The following is a 21505-nucleotide window of genomic DNA, read 5'->3' as shown; positions in this document are numbered from 1 at the left end:
TAAGGCCAAAAAACCTTGCAAAAGGGCTTTTTTCGCGGTTTTATGATCCCGCACTGACCATACCGGTAAGACCACAATAATTAAGTCCTGCGCTCTTTCGCCGTCGCCGGCACCGAAGCAAGGACACCGATCAGAGATCCCTCCCATGCTCAAATGGTGCTCGCGTTCGATCTTCCTCCAAGTCGTGCTAGGCCTCGCCCTTGGCATCGCTTGTGGCCTCAGCTTCCCCGAAGTGTCCCTGCAGCTAAAACCCTTGGGTGACGGCTTCATCAAACTGATCAAGATGCTCATCGGTCTGATCGTCTTCTGCGTGGTGGTCAGCGGCATCTCCGGCGCGGGCGATCTCAAGAAGGTCGGGCGCATTGGCTTGAAGTCAGTGATCTACTTCGAAGTGCTCACCACCATCGCCTTGGTGATCGGGTTGGTGTTCGCCTTCACCAGCGGTATCGGCAGCGGCGCCAACATCCATCTTGAACAGTTGTCCAGCGCCGACGCCGCCAGCCTGGCCGAACGCAGCCAGCACATCCACGGCGCCACGGCCTTCTTCATGGATTTGATCCCGACCTCGGTGATCGGCGCCTTCGCGGACAACAACATCCTTCAAGTCTTGCTGTTCTCGGTACTGTTCGGCAGCGCACTGAATCTGGTGGGCGAATCCGCCTCCGGCATATCGCGGCTGATCAACGAACTCAGCCATGTGGTGTTCCGCATCATGGGCATGATCGTGCGCCTGGCACCGCTGGGCGTGTTCGGCGCCATCGCCTTCACCACCAGCAAGTACGGTCTGGAGTCGCTGCAGCACTTGGGCGGCTTGGTCGCGCTGTTCTACCTCACCTGTGCGGGCTTCGTGCTGATCATCCTCGGCACCGTAATGCGCCTGTCGGGCCTGAAGCTGCTGCCGTTCATCAAATACCTGCGTGAAGAGCTGACCATCGTGCTGGGCACCGCCTCCTCCGACGCCGTGCTGCCGCAGATCATGCGCAAGCTCGAACACTTGGGTATCGGCAGCTCCACTGTGGGTCTGGTGATCCCTACCGGGTATTCCTTCAACCTCGATGGTTTTTCCATCTACCTGACCCTGGCAATCGTGTTCATCGCCAACGCCACGGGCACGCCGCTGGCCATGACCGACCTGCTGACCATTCTGCTGGTATCGCTGGTGACGTCAAAAGGCGCACATGGCATCCCAGGCTCAGCCTTGGTGATCCTCGCAGCCACCCTCACCGCGGTACCGGCCATTCCTGTGGTGGGCTTGGTGCTGGTGCTGGCGGTGGACTGGTTCATGGGCATTGGCCGGGCATTGACCAACCTGATCGGCAACTGCGTCGCTACCGTGGCCATCGCCCGCTGGGAGCGAGACATCGACCTGGAGCGTGCCAACAACGTGCTGGCCGGTAAGCCGGGCTTCGCCCCGACCCCGCGCAAGCAACCCCCTCATGCACACCAGCAGGAATTTTGAAAACCGCAGCGGCCGGCACTGAGCCGGCCGCCAGGAGACATGATGCAACTAGGGAGCGAACCGTGATCAGCTCATCAACCGTCGTCAACTCAGTGGTGGAGAAACTCCGCCAGGCCCTGGCCAGCGGTCAGTGGCGCACTGGCGAAATGTTACCCGGCCAGCGCGAGCTGGCCGAACAGCTGGGCATCAGCCGTCCCAGCCTGCGCGAAGCCGTGACTGTGCTGGAAACCCTTGGCCTGGTGCGCTCGATGCCAGGCAAAGGCGTGCTCGTACTCGATGCCGAGGCCGCCGGGCAAGAGCCGGCCAGCGATACCGTGGCAGCCGCAAGCCTGGCCGATGTGCTGGAGCTGCGCTACACCCTCGAGCCGTTCATCGTCGGTCTGGTCGCCCAGTCAGCCAACAGCCAGGACATCGGCCAACTGCGCCTGACCCTGATGGATATGCGCGAGGCATTGGAAGCCGGCGACAGCGAAGCCGGTGTCAACGCCTACATCGCCTTCCACGAGGCGTTGTTCGGCCTGACTACCAACCCGATCTTCCAGAGCGTGGTGCAGCAGACCGGCAATGCGCTCAAGCAGAGCACAGAAATGCTGCGCAACTCTCCGGAGCACCTGGCCGCACGACTGACTGAAAATGAAGCGGTGGTACGCGCCATCCGTGACAAGAACAGCGCCCAGGCCAGTGCCCAGATGCGCCGGCATATCCTCGAAGAAGGCCAGCGCATGGGCATCGAGCTGAACATTCCCGACGAACACCCGGGTCAATGACCCAAGGAGCGACCATGACTGCCTGCGCCCACGCCGCCCCTCGCCTGCCAGCCCTGCTCGCCAACGGAGAAACCCGTCTTTCGGCCGAGCAGATCTATCCACGTCTGTTCGATGCCATCCTCGAGCAGCGCCTGCCGCCCGGCAGCGCCCTCCCCGAGCAGGCACTGGGCAATGCCTTCGGCGTCAGCCGCACGGTGATCCGCCGGGTGCTCGGGCGCCTGTCCGACCAGCAGGTAGTGGTGCAGCGCCCCAGCCATACCGCCCACCTGGCCACCCCCGATCCCCAGCAGGCGCGCCAGGTCCTCAGCGCCCGGCGTCTGGCCGAAACCACGCTGATCAGCCTGGCCACCCAACGCGCCCGGCCCACGCAGATCCGCCAATTACGTCAACTGGTCGAGCGCGAGCGCCTGCACCATGAACGCGGCGAGCGCTGCACGGCGATCCGCCTGGGCGGCGAATTCCACCTCAAGCTTGCGCAAATGGCCGCCAACGCACCGCTGGCGCGCTTTCTCAACGGCCTGGTGCCCATGACCTCGCTGATCATCGCCCGCTATGAGTCGCCCTGCTGCGAGCACTGCGCCTGGCAGGAGCACGCCGCGATCATTGATGCCGTGGAAAACGGCGATATCGATGCCGCCCTGGCCCTGATGAATGAACACCTGGACCATCTGGAAGCCAAGCTTGACCTGGGCGCCCCAGCCTGACACCAGCCCTTCTTCTCCCGGCCGCTCGTACAGCGCGAGTGGCGATCGCTGTGGGAGCGGGCTCACCCACGGATGCGGTAGAGGCCGCTTCGCGGGTAGACCCGCTCCCCTCCTTGCAGGGCTGCACGATGGACTGCACAGCGGCCCCTGGTTGCCCCTGCCTATACTTCTGTGACAACCCTGCCTTTTCCCCAGGAAGGCCAGCCGCGTGAACACGCGTACCCTGCTCCTGCTGTCGTGCCTACTGCTGACCTTCGCCGGGTGCGCGGTCAAGCGCCCCCCTGCCCCGCCACCGCCTGTGACCATGACGCCGGCCCTGTGGCAACGGATCGACCAGGAACTGATCGAAGCCTCGGTGGCGGCCACCGGCTCGGCCAATGACTATGCAAGGCGTTCGATGCGGGTCTGGAAAGACCAAGTGCAACGACGCACCGAAAGCGATTTCATCCCTTGGTTCACCGGCTACTGGACGCAGCAATGGCTGACGCTCAAAGTCGCCTGGTACAAGATGAACAGCGGCAATGGTGCCGAGCCGCCCGAACGGCGCCTGGCGATGTACCTGCAGGAGCAATACCACAAGCGGGTGATAGAACCGGTCGCCGAACAGATCAACCCCGAGGGGATCCGCGACCGCGCCAGCGAGTTGTACCTGCAGCTGTTCGGCCAGCAACTGCCGACCATCATCCAGCGCTACAACGCGCCGCCCGACCAGGTCAGCCAGCGGCTTAACCGCATCAAGATCATCGCCCTGGGACCACCGGCTGCCCGCGATGCCACCCTCTATCAATTACTCAGGGCCCAATCCTTGGCTCAGCAACCTGCCTGGCAGGCGCTGCGCCAGCACTTGCACCAACAAGCGGCCAAAGCGCCTGGGCAAACCGAGGCCGGGTTGTCTTCGGTGGCCAACCGGGCCAGCGAGAAACTCGGCGCCACCCTGGCGCCACGAGGTATCGCCAGTGCCGTCGCCGCGGCCGTGGGCAAGGCAGCCGGGACCTTAATTTCCCTGGCGGCGGCCGGCTACGGCATGGTCACCCACGACCAGGAGCACCCGCAGATGGTCGAACAACTGCGGGTGATATTGAATGTGGCGCTGAACGAGGAATGGCACGATTTGATGGAGAATCGCCAGAGTGGTGCGATGTCGGGCGTGTACTACCTGTCCGGCCAAGTCGAGGACAGCCTGCTGGCCAGCGCCCCGAAGCCGCAAGAACAACAACTGCAGCAAGCGCCGGTGCAAGAGCAGGAGCCCCTGCTGATTCGATTGCCGCCCTGACGCAATCGCTCGCTCAAGCAGTCGCCATCGCCGAGGTCGGTAACCCGAATACCCGATCGAAGGCCCAGTTGTAGGCAAAGGTGTAGCACGGGATGAGGATGATGAAGGCCAGGTCCACCAAGAAGGCCTCGAGCAAAGTCATGTCCAGCCACCAAGCGATGAGCGGGATCAGGTACACGATCAGCGTCAACTGGAAACCGACGGCATGAGCGATGCGCCGTGCCACACTGCGGCCGCGTTTGGCCTGGCGGCTTTCCCACCACTCGAACAGGGTATTGAAAATCAGGTTCCAGATCATCGCGATGGTGGTGATCATCACCGCCAACGGCCCGGTGTGGCTGGCCTGGGTATCGGAAAGGTAGGCCAGCCCCAGGGTCGACATGCACAGGCCGATCAGTTCATAGAAGGTCACATAGACTAGTTTTCGTTTGAATCCTTGCACGGTTTTCTACCCCTGGTGAATCACGAAGTGGCCAAAGGATGAATCAATCGACTTGACAGTAAAAGTCGGCAGCTTTCAGATTTACTGACAGGAGGCTGCCTATGAATTTTTCCAGCGACAACATCCAGCTGTTTCTCGCCGTGCTCGATCGCGGCTCCTTCTCGGCCGCCGCCCGAGCTTTGCAGCGCGTCCCATCGGCGGTGAGCATGGCCATCGGCAATCTTGAGGCGGACCTGGGCTACCCCTTGTTCGAGCGGGGTTCCCGCGAAGCACGTCCCACCGCGCAGGCCCGTGCCCTGGAGCCCCATGCGCGGTTGATCGCCGAGCAGTTGGGGTTGTTGCAAGCCCATGCGCTGGAATTGTCCCAAGGGCTGGAAAGCCGCCTGGCCATCGCCGTGGTGCCGAACATCGACCAGCGCCGATTGCTCACCGCCATCGCCACCTTGAGCGAGCGCTATCCCCTGCTGGACATCGAACTGCTTGCCGCTCCCCAAGAAGAAGCGTTGCACCTGCTCGATAGCGGCCGGGTCAGCCTGTGCATGGCCTTCGCCGGATTGCAGGTCGACCCTCGCCGCAGCTTCCAGCACGTTGCGGTGGAGCCTTTGGTCGCCTCCTTGGCCCCGCACCATCCGGCGTTGCGCAGTGGGCGCATCCACAATCTGGAGGACCTGTTCGATGTGCGCCAGATACTGGTGTGCAGCCGCGATCTGCCGTTGTCCGACCCGCGCTCGCTGATCAGTGCAACCCATTGGCGCTGTAACAGCCTCGACCTGGCCATGCAGATCGTCGAAGCCGGCCTTGGCTGGGGGGACTTTCCATTGGCCCGCGCCGCCCCGCTGTTCGCAGCCGGCCGGTTGGTGCGCCTGGATTTTCGCAACACCCAGAACGCCCTGGAACTGCCAGTGCGGGTGTTCTGGCTCAAGCAACAGCCCCTAGGCCAGGCGGCGCGCATTCTGGTGGAGCTTTTGGCGACACGCTGAGTGCGGCCATGTTCTGCGCGATTCGTCGGCTCTACGACGTATGGTTCATCAATTTTTGTAGGAACCGGCCGATACCGAGGTGACAGGTACCGCCCATCGCGCCAAAAGCGTGCGGCGTCCTCCCTTCATTGGTCCAAGGTCTCGAAACATGAACCTGAAATTCCGCCACAAGATCCTGCTCAGCGCCTGCGCCGTGGTCGTCCTGGCATTTGCCCTGTTCACCCTCTACAACGACTACCTGCAACGCAACATCATCCGCCAGAACATCGAGTCGTCTGTTCGCCAGGCCGGCGCGCAGACTGCCAGCAGCGTGCAGAACTGGATGTCCGGACGCATCCTGGTACTTGAGAACCTGGCCCAGGACATTGCCCAGCAGGGCGCCGGCGAAACACTGCCCGGCCTGGTCGACCAGCCTTCCTACACCAATAACTTCCAGTTCACCTACTTCGGTCAGAACAATGGCGTGTTCACCCAGCGTCCGGACGCCAAGATGCCCGACGGCTACGACCCGCGCCAACGGCCTTGGTATAGCGCCGCGGTGGCCGCCAACCAGACCATGCTGACCCCGCCCTACCAGGCGTCCGTCGGTGGTCTGGTGGTCACCATCGCGATGCCGGTCAAGGCCAAGAGCACCGGCGAGCTGCTGGGTGTGGTCGGCGGTGACCTGAGCCTCAACACCCTGGTGGACATCATCAACGCCGTGGACTTCGGCGGCATCGGCCACGCCTTCCTCGCCGATCGCAACGGCCAGGTCATCGTCAGCCCCGACAAGCACCAGTTGATGAAGAACCTCAAGGACATCTACCCCGATGCCGCCTTGAAGGTCGAGCCAGGCATGCAGGACGTCACCCTCAACGGCCAGGATCGAATCATCTCCTTCGCTCCGGTCGAAGGCCTGCCTTCGGCGCAGTGGTACATCGGTCTGTCCATCGACAAAGACAAAGCCTACGCCGCACTGAGCCAGTTCCGTACCTCGGCGATCATCGCCATGCTCATCGCCGTGGCTGCCATCGCCGGCCTGCTGGGCCTGCTCATCCCGGTGCTCATGCGTCCGCTGACCACCATGGGCCGCGCCATGCAGGACATCGCCGAAGGCGAAGGCGACCTGACCCGCCGCCTGGCGGTGCAGCACAAGGACGAGTTCGGCGAGCTGGCCACGTCGTTCAACCGCTTCGTCGTGGCCAGCGTGACCCAGCGCATCGGCGAGATCGACGGCATGAACCAGTCGGTGGCCACCGCCACCGAGGAGCAGAGCGCAGTGGTCGAGAGCCTGAACCTGGACATCACCCAGATCAACAGCCTCAATCAGCAAGGGGTAGAGAACCTCAACGAAACCCTGCGCCATTGCGATGCCCTGAGCCAGCAAGCGGGGCGGTTGAAGCAACTGGTGGGCAGCTTCAGGATCTGAGGCGGGTCCTTCGCGGGTAGACCCGCTCCCACAGGTATCGCGCCGTTCTCAGGCTCGGCGCAGTACCCGTGGGAGCCGGCGCGGCCTCGCCTGCTCCTACCGATTCTGCGCAAAACCCTGTGGGAATGGGTTTTGGCTGCGCAGCAGCCCCTCGTCAGGCCAGCGCCACCTTGCGCACCTTGCCCCGACGCACCCAGCCCAATAGCACCGCGGCCATCAGCACGAAGCCCAGGTAACCGAAGAAGGGATACACCTCGCCCACCAAGCTGATGAACCCAACCAGGCTGCACACGAACGCAGCCACCCCGGTCAATACCGCCCCCCAGCGAAACGTCGTCGTCCCGGCTGGCAACAGTCGCGACAGGAAGGAAAACAACGTCCCCACGGCCGTGTTGACGATCATTCCGAAGATGATCAGGCACATCACCATCCCCAGCAGCGGCGAAACTTCATTGGCGATCGACAACATCGGCATGGGCAGTTCGGCCACGCTATCCAGGCGCGACAGCAGCCCTGCACTCATCACCAACATCAGCCCCCCGAGCGCCGCGCCCCCGATAAGACCGCCCCAGATGGCCGTCTTCTCACCCTTGGCCGACCCGCCGAGAATGGCCAGGATTGGCGCACCGGCCACGATGTTGTAGGACACATAGAGGAATGCCCCCAGCAACCAGTGCCGGGTGCCGGCCTCTTGCTGACTGGCCAAGTGGTCGAGTTCAGCGAAGCTCTGCTCGCGCGAGAGCACGGCGTACAAGGCAATCGCCGAGGCCACCAGAATCAACAGCGGGGTGATGGCGCCAATGGCGACGATCACCTTCTGCACATCCAGGCACACGATGGCCACCACCAGCACCGTCACCAGCACACTGCCCGCCAGGGCCGGCACGCCGAACTGCTGCTCGAGCAAGGCGCCACCACCAGCCAACATGACCACGGTGACGGCAAACATGAAAAAGGTGATCAGCCAATCGACGAACAACCCCAGGTGACGCCCGCAAATGGCCTGTATCACGTCCTTGTGGGACGTTGCCTGCTGGCGATTGCCCAGCCCCGCCAGGGCCATGCCCAGGAAGGTGAACAACGCGGCGCTGACCAACGCCCCGACCAAGCCCCAGATGCCAAAATCGACGAAGAACAGCAACAGTTCCCGTCCGGACGCGAAGCCCGCCCCCACGATCACGCCGATGAAGGCACCGGCGATCTTCAGCTGCTCTTGCATGTGAACCTCTGGCTTTATTGTTGTTGTCGTACAAAGGGGTGTCGTGCCCCGGCTCGCCTCAGTCCTGGCCGATGAACGCCTGCACTTCGATCTCCACATCCACCCCCAGCGCCAAGGCCGAGGCCACGGTCGAGCGTACCGGCAAGGCGTCGCCGAAGACTTCTTTGTAGACCTCGTTGAAGCCCGCGAAGTGAGCCATGTCCGACAGCCATACCGTGGCCTTCACCACCTGATCGAAGCGTGCGCCACAGGCGGCCAGGCTTTCGCCAATGCGCTCGCAGACCGCGCGGGTCTGCGTCTGGATGTCACCGCGGACCACTTCACCGCTGGCGCTCATCGGCACCTGCCCGGACAGGAACAAAAAGCCGCCGGCCTTCACCGCGCGTGAGAACGGGAACGGCAGGCTGCTGGGAAAACGCTGGATGTCATTGCTCATGGGAATCTCCTATCACGGTTGTGGAAAACGAGCCGGAGACAAACGCTCCGGTGAAACGCCCTGCGCCACCAGGCTTGGGCACAGGGGCATGCCCAGCAGCAGGTCAGCCGCCAGGCGCGACGCACCAGCGGCTGACTGGATGCCATAGCCGCCTTGCGCCGCCAGCCAGAAGAACGCGGGCGTGCGTGGGTCGAAACCGATCACCAGGTCGCCATCGGCGACGAACGAACGCAGCCCCGCCCAGCTGTGGCTCGGACGTCGGATGTGCAACGTGGTCATGGCTTCGATGTTGTAGATGCCCAGGGCCACGTCCAGCTCCTCGGGCGCGGCATCCTGCGGCTCGACCGGATCGGCGTTGGCAGGCGAACCGAGCAACTGTCCGGCATCAGGCTTGAAGTAAAAACTTTCATCGACCCCGATCACCGCTGGCCAACGACTGAAGTCCTGCCCATCCGGGCCCGGGAAGGTAAAGGCACTGCGCCGGCACGGCTGCAGACCAACCTTGGCCACACCACACAGCTCGGCCACTTGATCGGCCCAGGCGCCTGCGGCGTTGACCAACTGCCGGGCCTGCAGATGACCGCCATCGACCAGCTCCACCTCCCAGAGGTCGTCGAGGCGATAGGCCCGGGCCAGTTCGGCATTGCAACGCAGCTCGCCCCCGGCAGCGCGATAGCCGCGCAAAAAGCCCTGGTGCAAGGCATGCACGTCCAGGTCCATAGCACCGCGTTCATGCACTGCACCGGCGAGGATGCCCTCGCGCAAGCTCGGCACCAGGGCCAAGGCGCCCTCACGGTCGAGCAGGCTGACGTCGGTCCCGTTGGCCAGGTTCTGTGCGTAGGTGGTCTCGAGCAGTTCGCGTTGCTCGGTGCTGGCGACATACAAACAGCCGCGTGGCTCGAGCAGCGGATGCTCGCAGAAGCCTTCCGGCGGATGCTCGTAGAACGCACGGCTGGCGCGGGTCAGGGCCTGGATCTGCGGCGTTCCGTAGGCCTCCATGAACATGGCGGCCGAACGGCCGGTGGCGTGATAGCCCGGCTGCATTTCCCGTTCGAGCAGCAGTACCCGGCCCTGACCAGCCAGGCGGTAGCCCAGGGAGGCACCGGCAATGCCCGCGCCGATGATCAAGGTGTCGTAGATCTGTGCCATGGGCGCTCCTGTCGCGCGAATTATCATTTATGAGAATTCTAATATATGAGAATTTCGGTTCGCGCAAGCGTCCAAGGTAAGATGCCGACCAAAGCCGCACACGAGAGTCCCGATGCCCGAAGACCGCACGTCCGCCGCCCAGCGCGCTGGCGCCCTCCCCCTGCTCGATCGCGCCGAGGTCGGCGCGCGCCTGCGCCAGGTACGCAAGGCGCAGCACATGACACTCAAACAACTGTCGGCGCTCAGTGGCGTACCGGTCTCCACCTTGTCGAAGATGGAACTGGCGCAGGTTTCGGTGAGCTACGAAAAACTGGCTGCCGCCGCCCGCGCCTTGAAGCTAGATATCGCCCAGTTGTTTCGTGCCAGCGGCCCGGTGGAGACGCCGGTGCCGGCGACCGTGGTGGTCGACTCGCTGCCCGCGGCCCCCGGTTACTCCACCGGCACCTATGACTACCATCCCATCGCTGGCGCCTTCCCTGAGCGCCGCATGACGCCCGCCTACGCCCGCATCATTGCGCGCGAACGTGGCCAGTTCGATGATTTCATCCGCCATACGGGCCAGGAGTTCGTCCTGGTGCTGCGCGGTCGAGTGCGCATTCTGTTCGAAACGGGTGAAGCGGTGAGCATAGGCCCGCAGGAAACCGCCTATTTCGACAGCCAGGTCGGGCATATCTATCTGTCTGAAAGCGAAGACGGTGGGGATGCACAGGTGATGGTGGTCATGACCGACCGATGAACGGCCCCCCGGTTCATCCGTCCGGACGAAGCAAAAGACGCCCAGTTATAACCTAATAACGAACAAGTCTATTCGGTTATAAAAAAACCTTTATGCTGGCAGCCATCCGATCACGGGCAAGCTTGGGCGTCGAGTAGCGTATGGATGTAGGTTCTTTCGGTTTCACCATCGCGGGGCTGGTTGTAGGTTTCATCGTCGGCATGACCGGCGTCGGCGGTGGCTCGCTGATGACCCCCATCCTGCTCTGGTTCGGCATAAGCCCTGCCACTGCCGTCGGCACTGACCTGTTGTATGCGGCGATCACCAAGGCCAGTGGCGTCTGGGTCCATGCGCGCAACAAGAACGTCGACTGGAAGATCACCGGCCTGCTGAGCCTGGGCAGCGTGCCCGCGGCGGCGTTGACGCTGTGGTTCCTCCACACCTTGCATGCCGACACCTCCGCGCTCAACGCGGTGATCAAGCAAGGCCTGGCCGTGGTGTTGATCCTCACCGCCCTGGCCATCCTGTTCAAATCACGCCTGCAGGCCTTCGCCAGCCGCCACGCAGGCGATCACTACCACCTCAGCGACCGCAGCCTCAATACCCTTACCGTGCTCACGGGCGTGGTGCTGGGCGTGATGGTCACCCTGACGTCCATCGGCGCAGGCGCCCTGGGTACCGTGGCGCTGTTCCTGCTGTATCCCTTCCTGGTCACTCGCCGCCTGGTGGGCACCGAGATCGCCCATGCCGTACCGCTCACGCTGGTGGCCGGCCTTGGCCATGCGGGCATGGGCAATATGGACTGGTCGCTGCTGGGCTACCTGCTGCTCGGCTCGCTGCCAGGCATCTACCTGGGCAGCCATCTCACCGGGCGTATTTCCGACCGTTTGCTACGCCCGTGCCTGGCGGGGATGCTGCTGCTGATCGGCTACAAGCTCGCGTTTTGAAAGGATGGGCGCGCGTCGCGCCCGTTTCGCAGGATCCTCAGACACCGGCGATATTCGTAGGCACTGGCAAGCGTTCAACCCAAACGCAACCGCCACTTCCCCGCCCGGCTCAAGTGCATGCGTGAAAGCGCTGGCACGTCGATAAGCGCAAAGGCCGCCAGCGGACCGCCAAGCACATGCACCATCGCTGCCCGCATCACCAGCGGATGCGTCACCGCCAGCCACTCTCCCGGCGTATCGAACGCCTCCAGCCAGCTCGCGACGCGCTGGCACAGATGCGCGACGGACTCACCGCCAGGGGGCGCGCAATGGGGGTCTTGCAGCCATTGAGCCAGCGCCTGCGGCTGCTCGGCCTGCAATGCCTTGAGCGCCACGCCTTGCCAGGCCCCCATGTCGCAGTCCGCCAGGGCGGGCTCGACCATCGGGCGCGCCCCCAGGCCTGCACAGGTTTCTTGCGCCCGGCGCTCCGGCGCACTCAGAAAGCCGGTGCAGGCTGGAAGCGAGGGCCATTGAGCTACCGGCAAAATGTGCTCGTCAGGGCTGGGGAAACACCCGACCTTCTGGGCTGAGGTCAGGGCATGGCAGATGAGGGTCAGGCGCGCGGCTTTCACCAAGGGCTCTCGACATGAGGTGGGCCAGCTAGCCTATCAGACAAATGCCTGCCCCAGCCCCCACAGCGGCAGCAGCCCCACCAGACAGACCGACATGCGTGGCCAGTAAGGCAGCAGCATCACCAGCAACACCGCCGCCAGGGAGATCATCCCGAACCAAGCCACCGGCCCCATGGCCCATCCCCATGTCTGTGCGCACAACAACAGGCTGGCTAACAACCCTGCCCAACCGCCCCCTCGCAAGCCCAGGCGCAGCACGCGGGGACACGTGCGCCCCCACACCTGCTTGTAATGTCGCTCCAGCCCCTGGCACAGGCCTGTCATGCCCGCGTAGGCGAACAGCACCGCGCCGAGAATCATGCTCATCATCCCTCGGCCTCCATGGCCCGCCCTGCCTTCGCCTTGACCGGTGCCGGCGTGGCCCGCGCAACACGCAAGGCCACCAGGCCCAGTCCCACGCCCAGCACCATGCCGGTCACCTCCACGCCCAGCCGCAGATGATCCGCCGTGCCGGCAGATGCCCCCAGCGCACCGAGCCCCATGCACAACAGCGCCGCCGCGCTCAACTGCTCGACCCAGGCGCGCTTGGCCGGGCGCAAGCCAGCATGCAGCAGGGCCAGCAACCAGCCGGCAAAGAACACCCGCACCTCCCAGGCTTCGCGCTGGGGCAGTTCGACCGGCAACAGGCGACTGGCCCACAACAAACCGGCGCAGGCTAGCAACAAGCCGCTGATGAACCCGACATTGCACACCTCGGCCAGCCGATACCACCGGCGCGCTGAGGCCTCGGCCGTCGCATTGGTGTATTTGCGCCCACGCTTGATGCAAAACAGCACCAGGCCGCTGGCAATCATCGCGCAACTGACCAGGCCACAAACGAAGTACAACCAGCGCATGGGGTAGCCGCCGAACTGGGCGAAGTGCAGGCCGATCATTACCCGCTGGGTCAAAGGCGCCGGACGCAGCTCAGGGACATCGCTGAGCAGTTGGCCGCTCACCCCGTCGAAAACCATGGCCTGGCCCTTGGTCAGGGCAATGCGGTTGCCAAGCTCGGGACGGATCTCGATCCGAGCACCGGTGGTGTTCGGATGGCGGATGTTCAGCCCCCCGATCGGCCCCAAACGCGCCTGGGCCTGGGCCAGCAACGGGGCGATCTCGACCAGCTCTGCCGGCTGCCTGGCCGCGCGCTGCGGCGCCTCCTGGCGGCCGCTGCCCTGGGCCTGGAAGTAGGCACGAGGGTCGCCTTCGAACAAGGCATCGATCCCGGCCGGGATGTAGATCAGCATGAAGATCACCAACCCGGTGTAGGTGATCATCAGGTGGAACGGCAGCAACAGCACCGCACTGGCGTTGTGGAAATCCAGCCAGGACCGTTGTCCCTTGTTCGGGCGGAAGGTGAAGAACTCCTTGAAGAGCTTCTTGTGGATGACGATGCCAGTGACCAACGCCGCCAGCATCACCAGGGCCAGCGCACCGACCACGAAGATGCCCCAGTTGCGCGGCAAATCCAGCGTGAAGTGAAAGCGGAAGAAGAAGTTGCCGCCGACGCTGTCACGCACGTTGATCGGCTCGCCTGTCTGCGGGTCCAGTTGCACGCCGACACCATGGCGCCGGTCGCCGGTGGACACACGCAGGCCCGGCGAGCGCTCGGTCGGAAGGCTGATCCCCCAGTTGTCGGCCTTCGGCTGATGGGCCTGCAGGTAGGCAATGGCCCGCTCGGCGGCATCGGTCTGGGGCACCCCACTGGCAGCGATCTCCGGCTGCATCCAGTGGTTGAGCTCCTTGTCGAACACCGCCAAGGTGCCGGTGAGGAAAATGGCGAACAGCAACCAGCCGAAGACCAGCCCGGCCCAGGTGTGCAGCCAGGACATGGATTGGGTGAAGCTGTTCTTCATGCCAGCCACTCCATCGCCTGGGGCCAGAAGCCCACCAGCGCCAGAGGCGCGGACAGCCCCAGCGGCGCCCAGGCATGCAGGGCGTCGCGGCTGGCGAAGGCCCACAGGATCGCAGCGGTGTAGAACATGAACGACGCCAGCGTGGCGACGATTACCGCATCGCCCGGCGCCAGCGGTAGCAACCGCGCCAGGCAGGCCGTGGCGGCATAGGTGAAGGCGTAGCCGCCAAGCAGTGCAGCGGCGCTGCGCGAGAGAATGGCCAGCCAGGTGGGGTAGGTGTTCATCGATAGCTCCTAACGCCGCTCAGGTCGAAATGGGACTGACGCGCCGCGAGGGGCCGCACAGCGGCCCTCTTGCGTATCAGAACGAGATGTTCAGCGCCGCGAACACCGCACGCCCTGGCTGGTTGTAGGTGTTGGCCCCCGAGCTGCTGGCGTTGCCGCCGCGCAGGATCTGCTTGTCGAAGACGTTGTTCACGCCCACGCGCACGTCGTAGTTGGCGTTGAACTTGTAGCCTGCGCTCACATCCACCAGGCCGTAGGCGTCCACGTCCTGCTGGGCAGTTTTGTCGTAGTCCTGTTGAGTGCGGTAGTTGTAAGTCGGTGACTTCTGCTTGCCAAAGTAGGTACCCGCCACCTGGAACGACAGCTTGTCGGTCGCGCGCCAGTCTAGGGTGCTGTTGACGGTGTACTCGGGAATCACCGACAGCGGCTCGCCGGTGTCACGGTTGTCGTTGTCGAGCATCCAGGTCAGGTTGGTGTTCCAGTCCAGGCTCGGCGTCAGTGCCATGAAGAAGTTGCCCTCGATCCCTTCCACCCGCGCCTTGCCCGCGTTCTCCCACTGGGTCACGCGGCGCCCGCCATTGATGTCGTAGACCACGTCGGTGCCACCGATAATCTTGTTCTGGTAGTCGTTACGGAAGTAGGTCGCGCTGGTGCGCCAGGTGCCACGGTCGTACAGCAGGCCGATTTCCTTGTTGACGCTGATCTCGGGCTTGAGGTCGTCGTTGCCCTGCAGGTAGCAGCCACCGGAGTTGCTCTGCTGCGTGCTGCAACCGTTGCCGCGGCTGTAGAGCAAGTAGTTCGGGTTGGACTGGTACAGGTTCGGGGTCTTGTACGCCCGGGCGATACCGCCTTTGACACTCAGCGCATCGGTGAGCTTGTGCGACAGGTTCAGGCTCGGGCTGAAGTTGTCACCGAAGCGCTCGTGATGGTCGAAGCGCAGGCCCGGGGTGATGGTGGTATCGCCGACGATGATGTTGTCTTCGACGAACAACGCATAGCTGCGGGCGGTCATCTTGGTGTCGCTGCGGTCGAAGCCAATGATCGTGTCGTCGCCGCCGCCGCTGGGGTCGAAGCTCTGCGGACGGAACGAGCCTTGGTCGTTGAGCGACTCATAGAGGTACTCGCCACCGAGGGTCAGCACATGCTCGGTGCTGCCCAGGGCGAACGGCAGGTTCACTTCGCTGCTCAAGCGTGTGTTGCGCAGGCGCGACATGGCCGAGCCGGCATCGTTGGGCGCCCCCTCGACGCTGCCGGCCAGGCCTTCGTTCAGGCGCCAGTTGCGCACGTACTCGTAGGCCAGCACGGTCTTGCTGGTCCCCCAGGTGAAGTCGCCCAGGTGGGTCAGGTCATAGGTGCCGCGCTGCATGACGTTGGTTTCATGGCCATACAGCTCGGACATAAGCTCCAGGTTGCCACCCCCGTTACTGTTCATGGTATCGCCGGCAAAGAGGTTGCCCTGGCGGCTGTAGCCGGCGCTGACTTCAAGGCGGTGCTCGTCGTTGAGCCTCCAGCTCAACAGGCCGTTGATGTCTTTGTTGCGCACCCCTTCCCGGCCGGCCACCAAGGCACTGTTGGCGTGATCGGCGTTGATGTCCAGGTCGTCGGCATCGGTCTTGGCCAGGCCGCCATAGAGGCGAAAACCCAGGTTCTCGGTCAGGCCGCCGCTGAGGTTGAAGTTGGCCCGTCGGCTAGCGCCTTCTGCACTGTCCTCAGGCAACTGGGTAAACAGGCTGACGTTGCCCTTGAATGCTTCGGTGGGGCGCTTGGTGATGATGTTCACCACACCGCCCATGGCACCGGAGCCATAACGTGCTGCGGCCGGGCCACGAAGAATTTCGATGCGCTCGACGGCCTCTGCCGGCACCCAGTTGGTCTCGCCACGGGTGTCACGGTCGCCGTTCCAGCCGTAACGCACCGAGTTGCGGGCGCTGGAGGGCTTGCCGTCGATGAGGATGAGGGTGTTTTCCGGGCCCATGCCGCGCAGGTCGATCTGGCGGTTGTTGCCACGCGCGCCGCTGGCGCTGTTGCCGGTCAGGTTGACCCCAGGCTCGCGGCGGATGAGCTCGGACAGGTCATTGGCCGGCGGATGACGCTTGATGTCCTCCTCAGTGATGATCGACGAACCCAGCGCCTGACGAGCCTCGCGCTCGGCGGTGACCAGGGTGTCCTGGATCACCAGCGCATTGCTGTCGATCGGCACTTCCATTACTTCACCGGCCGGCCTCTCCTCGGCCTGGGCCGCGGTCGCCACCATGGCTGGCGAGGCCAGCGCGACGAAGGCCAGGGCCAGGCTGTTAGGTGAAGTTCTGGGTTGCATGGGGCATCTCCTGCGGTTCATGGGCAAAGGCACGACCCGGCCCGCCAGCCGACGAGCCCTCGCCCACCGACCTTGCAGGCAAATTGCCGGGTCCACAGGGAGGCTGAATATAATGATTCTCAAATGGGTTTAAATCTTATTTACGAAATTTACAGATTGCCGAGGAACTTTCAAACGCCTCAGCCGATGGCTCTACGACGGGGTAATCCACTCTCCTAAGAGGCGTCGCGGCGGCAAGGCCGTTGCCCGAATATATGAAATTCCATATATTTGTTTTTCCGCATATTTTGAAGCAATCGTTGTTGCATGCTCACGCCGTCCTATTTCCCCCAGCGCCTGGCAGACGAAACCGCCAGTGCGTCACCTGCTGCCAAGGAGCGCGCACGATGCTAGCTGCCGCCGCTGTCTTTCTGTTCACCTTGATTCTGGTCATCTGGCAACCCAAAGGCTTGGGTGTTGGCTGGAGCGCCAGCCTCGGCGCGTTGCTCGCCTTGCTGGTGGGTGCTGTATCGCTGCAGGATATCCCCACGGTCTGGGCGATCATCTGGAACGCCACTGCCACCTTCATTGCCATCATCATCGTCAGCCTGTTGCTGGACGAAGCGGGCTTCTTCGAATGGGCTGCCTTGCACGTGGCGCGCTGGGCGCGCGGCGACGGGCGACGCCTGTTCATGTTCATCGTGCTGCTGGGAGCGGCGGTATCGGCGCTGTTCGCCAACGATGGGGCCGCCTTGATCCTCACCCCGATCGTCATGTCCATGCTGATGGCCTTGCGCTTCTCCGGCGCGGCCACCCTGGCCTTCGTGATGGCCGCAGGTTTCATTGCCGATACGGCGAGCCTGCCACTGGTGGTGTCGAACCTGGTGAACATCGTCTCGGCCGACTATTTCGGCCTGGGCTTCTCGACCTATGCCTCGGTGATGCTTCCGGTCAACTTGGCTGCGGTGCTCGCCACCTTGCTGGTGCTGTTTCTGTACTTTCGGCGAGACATCCCGGCGCACTATGCGCTCGACGACCTCAAGCCCCCGGCCATGGCCATCCGCGACCGCGCCACCTTCCGCGTCGGCGTGTGGGTATTGGTCGCACTGCTGGCAGGCCTGTTCGTCCTGGAGCCGCTGGGTATCCCCATCAGTGCCGTGGCGGCAGCCTGCGCCGCCGTGCTGTTCATCGTGGCCGCCCGCGGTCATGTGATCGCCACCCGCCGCGTGCTGCGCGAAGCGCCTTGGCAGATCGTGGTGTTTTCCCTGGGGATGTACCTGGTGGTCTACGGCCTGCGTAACGCCGGGCTGACCGACTCGCTCACCGCCCTGCTCGATCGCCTGGCCGCCCAAGGCCTGTGGGCTGCCACTCTGGGCACCGGGTTGGTCGCAGCGCTGCTGTCTTCGGTGATGAACAACATGCCCAGCGTACTGATCGGCGCCCTGTCGATCCATGCCAGCGACGCTCAAGGCGTGGTGCGCGAGGCGATGATCTACGCCAACGTCATCGGCTGCGACCTGGGCCCGAAGATCACCCCGATCGGCAGTCTGGCAACCCTGCTGTGGCTACATGTGCTGGCGCGCAAAGGCGTGCGTATCACCTGGGGCTACTACTTCAAGGTCGGCATCCTGCTGACCCTGCCGGTGCTGCTTGTCACCCTCTCGGCATTGGCCTTGCGGCTAAGCCTCTGAGCCCGAAAGTCCTGCGATGCCGCCGGCTCACGTGGCAGCACACCTGCGCCTTGGCCACTCACGTTATCTCAATCGCCAGTCCCCATGTCCTACAGTGAATACGGTCGCGTCCATTCGGACGCGGCACGGATTCCGAGGTCTGCGATGCGTGGCGCTGACAACTTCGATTCATCACCGCCCAGCCGGGCACTCCCCTCCATCCCCCGCAGCGTCTGGGCATTGGGCTTCGTCTCGATGTTCATGGACATCTCGTCGGAGATGATCCACGCCTTGCTGCCGCTGTACATGGTGTCGGTGCTGGGCACATCGGTGGTCGCGGTGGGGTTAATCGAGGGCGTGGCCGAGGCGACGGCGTCGATCACCAAGGTGTTTTCCGGCGCGCTCAGCGACTGGCTGGGCAAACGCAAGCTGCTCACTGTGCTCGGCTATGGCCTGGCGGCCTTGACCAAACCGGTCTTTCCATTGGCCTCAGGCCTGGAATGGCTGACCGCAGCGCGTTTTGTCGACCGTATCGGCAAGGGAATCCGCGGAGCACCGCGTGACGCACTGATCGCCGATATCACGCCGATTGGGCTGCGCGGCGCGGCTTTCGGCCTGCGCCAGGCGCTGGACACCGTGGGCGCCTTTGTCGGGCCGCTGCTGGCGATCGCGCTGATGTGGCTGACCGCCAGCCACTTCCAGACAGTGTTCTGGGTGGCGGTGATTCCAGCGTTGCTCGCCGTCTTCGTGCTGATCGCCTGCGTCCACGAGCCCGAGGCCCCTACCCCTGGGCGGGCGGTGCGCTCGCCATTGGCACTGGACGAGCTGGCGCGACTGGGCCCGGCGTACTGGCGGCTGATCGGTCTGGTCATGGTGTTCACCCTGGCGCGTTTCAGCGAGGCCTTCTTGCTCCTGCGCGCCCAGGACATGGGCCTGGCGCCACTCTGGGCACCGGCGGTGCTGGTGCTGATGGCCTTGGCCTATTCGCTGTCGGCCTACCCCGCGGGTGCGCTGTCGGACCGCGTCGGCCGCCGGGGCGTGCTGATGATGGGGCTGGGCTTGCTGATTGCCGCCGACCTGGCGCTGGCCTTGTTGCCGGGCTGGGCCGGGCTGGCATTGGGAGTGGTGGTGTGGGGGCTGCATCTGGGCTTCACCCAAGGCATCTTCAGTGCCTTGATCGCCGACAGCGCACCGGCGAACCTACGCGGCACAGCATTTGGCCTGTTCAATCTGCTGTCGGGTGTGGCCCTGCTGATTGCCAGCGTGATGGCCGGCCTGCTGTGGGATGGGGTCGGCTACCAGGCGACGTTTCTGGTCGGCGCCGCGTTCGCCAGCGCCACCCTCGCCGGGGTGGCGCTGCTGCGTGGCGCGAGCGCGGGCTGAGCCCCGCTAAGCCAGCACGTCTTGGGTCGGCTGCTGTTCAAGCAACGACCAAGCACCCTGCCCATCCATTTCCAGGCGGTGAGTGTGGAACGTCGCCAGCGTGCTGCGGTGTCCGACACTGACCAGCAAGGTGTCAGGCATTTCGGAGCGCAGCAATGAATACAACGCATGCTCCAGCCCTTCATCCATCGCTGAGGTGGACTCGTCGAGGAACACGACCTGTGGCCGGTTGAACAACAACCGTGCGAAGGCCAGGCGCTGCTGCTCGCCCACCGAGAGAATGTTCGACCAATCGTTGCTGACCTCCAGGCGCTCGGCCAGGTGGGCCAGGTTGACTTGACGCAGGGCCTGTTGCATGCGCGCATCGTCTGCGGCTGTCGCAAGCGCGGGATAAGCAATAGCGGTCCGCAAGTCACCCAACGGCACGTATGGGCGCTGCGACAGGAACAACGCCTGGTTGCCCAGCGGCCGTCTGACCTCACCCTCGGCGTAAGGCCACAGGCCAGCCAGGGCGCGCAGCAAGGTGGTTTTGCCGCTGCCCGAAGGCCCTTTGATCAACAGCGCCTGGCCGGCACGCAGACGCAGGTCCAAGTCGGCGATCAGCGTATGGCCGTCCGGGCGCAATACCTGCAAGCCGGCGATCTCCAGCCCCTGCGCCTGTTCCTGGGTGGTGACCCGAGGAAGCGTGCTGGCCTGTTGGTTGGCGTCGAGAAACCCGGTGAGACGGTCAAGAGTGGCGCGATATTGGGCAAACGTGTCGTAGGACTCACGGAAGAACGACAGCGAATCCTGAACCTGGCCAAACGCCTGGGAGGTCTGCATCACATCCCCAAGCTTGATCGCCCCACTGAAAAACCGCGGCGCCTGGAGAATGAACGGAAACACCACGGCGACCTGGCTGATGCCCAGGTTGAAGCCATTGAACTTCAGGCTCCGATAGACCAGCGCCCAGACGTTGACGATCAGTGCGCCAAAGCGTCCCAGCAAGGTCCCACGCTCGACCTGAGCACCCTGGTAAAAAGCGATGTTCTCGGCGTTTTCACGCAGGCGCATCAGGGCATAACGGAAGTTCGCGGTGAGTTTTTCATTCAAGAAATTCAGGCGGATCAGCGGCCGCCCGAGGCGAAATGCGATCCACGTGGCGACGATCACATACAGGTACACCGCAAATACCATCGCCCGGGGGATTTCCACCCCACCCAGCGTCAAGGGCGCCGACAGCCCCCACAGGATCGCGGTGAACGCCACCAGCGAGACCAGCGCACTGACGGCGCCCAAGGCCAAGGACACCGAACCTGTGACGAACGCGTTGACGTCCAGTTCGATACGCTGGTCAGGGTTGTCCACCGGCTCGGCGAGAAACCGCCCGCGGTAATAGGCATCGCCCTTCATCCAGTCTGCGGTCAGGCGCTCGGTGAGCCAGACACGCCAATCAATGTTGAACGCCTGGGTGACGTAATAGGTGAACAGCGAGCGCAGCACATGGATGGTGGCCAGCACCGCGAACACGCCCAGCAGGTACCAGAAGGCTGTCTGGTCCAGGGCCTGCAAGGCGCTGTAGAAGCCGTTGTACCAGAACGAGAACAGCACGTTCAGGCGCACCGAGAACAGCGTCAGCACCAGCAACAGGGCAAACACCAACAGCGGGCGCCAACTGCGTCTGAAACTGAAGTAAGGCCCGGCGAGGGACCAGAATTGACGCCCCCAACGCGTAAAACGCACCGCCAAAGCGCCAGCGGCGGTGAAACCGATGAGGGTGATGATGGAGGCGATTGCGAGCCAGCTCAGGCTTTCTTGCAGGGCCTGGTGCCAGTTCATGTCCATAGCGGGGTATCCATTTGCGAGGTTTTTGCGAGCGTAGCATTCC

General features: G+C 63.8%; 20 protein-coding genes. 10 read left to right on the top strand and 10 right to left on the bottom strand.

Features of this window, described 5'->3' with window-relative positions; genetic code table 11:
- Window positions 1-145: 145 nt before the first annotated feature.
- From R6G97_RS21775 to R6G97_RS21760, 4 genes are all read left to right on the top strand, one after another.
- A complete protein-coding gene (locus tag R6G97_RS21775) occupies window positions 146-1459 on the top strand; it encodes a C4-dicarboxylate transporter DctA (RefSeq protein WP_043213472.1) in 1314 nt (437 codons plus the stop codon).
- Between the two features lie 62 nt (window positions 1460-1521).
- The gene (locus R6G97_RS21770; RefSeq protein WP_070573979.1) at window positions 1522-2226 is read left to right on the top strand and encodes a FadR/GntR family transcriptional regulator; all 705 of its coding nucleotides are present in this window, start codon (window positions 1522-1524) and stop codon (window positions 2224-2226) included.
- A gap of 14 nt (window positions 2227-2240) precedes the next feature.
- A complete protein-coding gene (locus R6G97_RS21765; RefSeq protein ID WP_274094037.1) occupies window positions 2241-2930 on the top strand; it encodes a GntR family transcriptional regulator in 690 nt (229 codons plus the stop codon).
- A gap of 208 nt (window positions 2931-3138) precedes the next feature.
- The gene (locus R6G97_RS21760) at window positions 3139-4203 is read left to right on the top strand and encodes a hypothetical protein (RefSeq protein ID WP_317847521.1); all 1065 of its coding nucleotides are present in this window, start codon (window positions 3139-3141) and stop codon (window positions 4201-4203) included.
- Between the two features lie 13 nt (window positions 4204-4216).
- Here the strand turns inward: R6G97_RS21760 and R6G97_RS21755 are convergent, their stop codons facing one another.
- The gene (locus R6G97_RS21755; protein ID WP_070573973.1) at window positions 4217-4645 is read right to left on the bottom strand and encodes a PACE efflux transporter; all 429 of its coding nucleotides are present in this window, start codon (window positions 4643-4645) and stop codon (window positions 4217-4219) included.
- Window positions 4646-4746: 101 nt separating this feature from the next.
- On the opposite strand from R6G97_RS21755, the gene R6G97_RS21750 reads away from it, so the two are divergent.
- Both R6G97_RS21750 and R6G97_RS21745 read left to right on the top strand, forming a co-directional pair.
- On the top strand, window positions 4747-5625 hold the full coding sequence (locus tag R6G97_RS21750; RefSeq protein ID WP_317847520.1) for a LysR family transcriptional regulator: 879 nt from the start codon (window positions 4747-4749) through the stop codon (window positions 5623-5625).
- A gap of 148 nt (window positions 5626-5773) precedes the next feature.
- Complete coding sequence (locus tag R6G97_RS21745) at window positions 5774-7033, top strand: PDC sensor domain-containing protein (protein WP_317847519.1); 1260 nt, start codon at window positions 5774-5776, stop codon at window positions 7031-7033.
- 154 nt (window positions 7034-7187) lie between these two features.
- Here R6G97_RS21745 and R6G97_RS21740 read toward each other — a convergent pair whose 3' ends face one another.
- From R6G97_RS21740 to R6G97_RS21730, 3 genes are read right to left on the bottom strand one after another with little or no spacing between them, the layout of a single operon-like run.
- Window positions 7188-8252 (bottom strand): YkvI family membrane protein, encoded by a 1065-nt coding sequence (locus tag R6G97_RS21740; protein WP_043215880.1) that lies wholly within the window; start codon window positions 8250-8252, stop codon window positions 7188-7190.
- A gap of 58 nt (window positions 8253-8310) precedes the next feature.
- Window positions 8311-8688, bottom strand: coding sequence for a RidA family protein (locus tag R6G97_RS21735; RefSeq protein ID WP_043215883.1), 378 nt, complete (start codon window positions 8686-8688; stop codon window positions 8311-8313).
- 12 nt (window positions 8689-8700) lie between these two features.
- The gene (locus tag R6G97_RS21730) at window positions 8701-9837 is read right to left on the bottom strand and encodes an NAD(P)/FAD-dependent oxidoreductase (RefSeq protein ID WP_182815881.1); all 1137 of its coding nucleotides are present in this window, start codon (window positions 9835-9837) and stop codon (window positions 8701-8703) included.
- A 112-nt stretch (window positions 9838-9949) separates the two neighbouring features.
- Here R6G97_RS21730 and R6G97_RS21725 point away from each other — a divergent pair, with 112 nt between their 5' ends.
- Both R6G97_RS21725 and R6G97_RS21720 read left to right on the top strand, forming a co-directional pair.
- Window positions 9950-10573 (top strand): helix-turn-helix domain-containing protein, encoded by a 624-nt coding sequence (locus R6G97_RS21725; RefSeq protein WP_317847518.1) that lies wholly within the window; start codon window positions 9950-9952, stop codon window positions 10571-10573.
- A gap of 140 nt (window positions 10574-10713) precedes the next feature.
- Window positions 10714-11499: a sulfite exporter TauE/SafE family protein gene (locus R6G97_RS21720; protein ID WP_043215886.1), complete on the top strand. Its 786-nt coding sequence runs from the start codon at window positions 10714-10716 to the stop codon at window positions 11497-11499.
- A gap of 74 nt (window positions 11500-11573) precedes the next feature.
- On the opposite strand, the gene R6G97_RS21715 is transcribed toward R6G97_RS21720, so the two are convergent.
- The 5 genes from R6G97_RS21715 to R6G97_RS21695 all read right to left on the bottom strand — a co-directional run bounded on the left by R6G97_RS21715 (window position 11574) and on the right by R6G97_RS21695 (window position 16606).
- The gene (locus tag R6G97_RS21715) at window positions 11574-12110 is read right to left on the bottom strand and encodes a histidine phosphatase family protein (RefSeq protein ID WP_090344009.1); all 537 of its coding nucleotides are present in this window, start codon (window positions 12108-12110) and stop codon (window positions 11574-11576) included.
- 36 nt (window positions 12111-12146) lie between these two features.
- A complete protein-coding gene (locus R6G97_RS21710; RefSeq protein WP_317847517.1) occupies window positions 12147-12479 on the bottom strand; it encodes a DUF3325 domain-containing protein in 333 nt (110 codons plus the stop codon).
- Window positions 12476-14005, bottom strand: a complete 1530-nt coding sequence (locus R6G97_RS21705; protein ID WP_317847516.1) for a PepSY-associated TM helix domain-containing protein — start codon at window positions 14003-14005, stop codon at window positions 12476-12478. Before R6G97_RS21705 ends, R6G97_RS21710 begins: the two co-directional genes overlap by 4 nt.
- Window positions 14002-14289 (bottom strand): iron transporter, encoded by a 288-nt coding sequence (locus tag R6G97_RS21700; RefSeq protein ID WP_102082756.1) that lies wholly within the window; start codon window positions 14287-14289, stop codon window positions 14002-14004. The genes R6G97_RS21705 and R6G97_RS21700 overlap by 4 nt, the downstream gene beginning before the upstream one ends.
- Window positions 14290-14365: 76 nt before the next feature.
- Window positions 14366-16606 (bottom strand): TonB-dependent siderophore receptor, encoded by a 2241-nt coding sequence (locus R6G97_RS21695; RefSeq protein ID WP_317847515.1) that lies wholly within the window; start codon window positions 16604-16606, stop codon window positions 14366-14368.
- A 386-nt stretch (window positions 16607-16992) separates the two neighbouring features.
- Between R6G97_RS21695 and R6G97_RS21690 the strand changes: the two genes are divergently transcribed.
- Window positions 16993-18276: an arsenic transporter gene (locus R6G97_RS21690; RefSeq protein ID WP_090344002.1), complete on the top strand. Its 1284-nt coding sequence runs from the start codon at window positions 16993-16995 to the stop codon at window positions 18274-18276.
- Window positions 18277-18420: 144 nt separating this feature from the next.
- On the top strand, window positions 18421-19638 hold the full coding sequence (locus R6G97_RS21685; RefSeq protein WP_317847514.1) for an MFS transporter: 1218 nt from the start codon (window positions 18421-18423) through the stop codon (window positions 19636-19638).
- A gap of 6 nt (window positions 19639-19644) precedes the next feature.
- On the opposite strand, the gene R6G97_RS21680 is transcribed toward R6G97_RS21685, so the two are convergent.
- A complete protein-coding gene (locus R6G97_RS21680) occupies window positions 19645-21462 on the bottom strand; it encodes an ABC transporter ATP-binding protein/permease (RefSeq protein ID WP_182942665.1) in 1818 nt (605 codons plus the stop codon).
- Window positions 21463-21505 lie beyond the last annotated feature (43 nt).

Source organism: Pseudomonas sp. HTZ2, from assembly GCF_033173945.1.
Taxonomy (GTDB): Bacteria; Pseudomonadota; Gammaproteobacteria; order Pseudomonadales; family Pseudomonadaceae; genus Aquipseudomonas; species Aquipseudomonas guariconensis.
The sequence above is the reverse complement of the archived record's forward strand: the minus strand, read 5'-3'. Positions and strand labels throughout refer to the sequence as shown.

Excerpts from the sequence above, each read along its gene's own strand:
- R6G97_RS21710 (WP_317847517.1), bottom strand. The coding sequence starts at position 12,479 with ATGATGAGCATGATTCTCGGCGCGGTGCTGTTCGCCTACGCGGGCATG.
- R6G97_RS21705 (WP_317847516.1), bottom strand. The coding sequence starts at position 14,005 with ATGAAGAACAGCTTCACCCAATCCATGTCCTGGCTGCACACCTGGGCC.
- R6G97_RS21695 (WP_317847515.1), bottom strand. The coding sequence starts at position 16,606 with ATGCAACCCAGAACTTCACCTAACAGCCTGGCCCTGGCCTTCGTCGCG.
- R6G97_RS21775 (WP_043213472.1), top strand. The coding sequence starts at position 146 with ATGCTCAAATGGTGCTCGCGTTCGATCTTCCTCCAAGTCGTGCTAGGC.
- R6G97_RS21720 (WP_043215886.1), top strand. The coding sequence starts at position 10,714 with ATGGATGTAGGTTCTTTCGGTTTCACCATCGCGGGGCTGGTTGTAGGT.
- R6G97_RS21680 (WP_182942665.1), bottom strand. The coding sequence starts at position 21,462 with ATGGACATGAACTGGCACCAGGCCCTGCAAGAAAGCCTGAGCTGGCTC.
- R6G97_RS21725 (WP_317847518.1), top strand. The coding sequence starts at position 9,950 with ATGCCCGAAGACCGCACGTCCGCCGCCCAGCGCGCTGGCGCCCTCCCC.
- R6G97_RS21700 (WP_102082756.1), bottom strand. The coding sequence starts at position 14,289 with ATGAACACCTACCCCACCTGGCTGGCCATTCTCTCGCGCAGCGCCGCT.
- R6G97_RS21735 (WP_043215883.1), bottom strand. The coding sequence starts at position 8,688 with ATGAGCAATGACATCCAGCGTTTTCCCAGCAGCCTGCCGTTCCCGTTC.
- R6G97_RS21765 (WP_274094037.1), top strand. The coding sequence starts at position 2,241 with ATGACTGCCTGCGCCCACGCCGCCCCTCGCCTGCCAGCCCTGCTCGCC.
- R6G97_RS21750 (WP_317847520.1), top strand. The coding sequence starts at position 4,747 with ATGAATTTTTCCAGCGACAACATCCAGCTGTTTCTCGCCGTGCTCGAT.
- R6G97_RS21740 (WP_043215880.1), bottom strand. The coding sequence starts at position 8,252 with ATGCAAGAGCAGCTGAAGATCGCCGGTGCCTTCATCGGCGTGATCGTG.
- R6G97_RS21730 (WP_182815881.1), bottom strand. The coding sequence starts at position 9,837 with ATGGCACAGATCTACGACACCTTGATCATCGGCGCGGGCATTGCCGGT.
- R6G97_RS21745 (WP_317847519.1), top strand. The coding sequence starts at position 5,774 with ATGAACCTGAAATTCCGCCACAAGATCCTGCTCAGCGCCTGCGCCGTG.
- R6G97_RS21690 (WP_090344002.1), top strand. The coding sequence starts at position 16,993 with ATGCTAGCTGCCGCCGCTGTCTTTCTGTTCACCTTGATTCTGGTCATC.
- R6G97_RS21685 (WP_317847514.1), top strand. The coding sequence starts at position 18,421 with ATGCGTGGCGCTGACAACTTCGATTCATCACCGCCCAGCCGGGCACTC.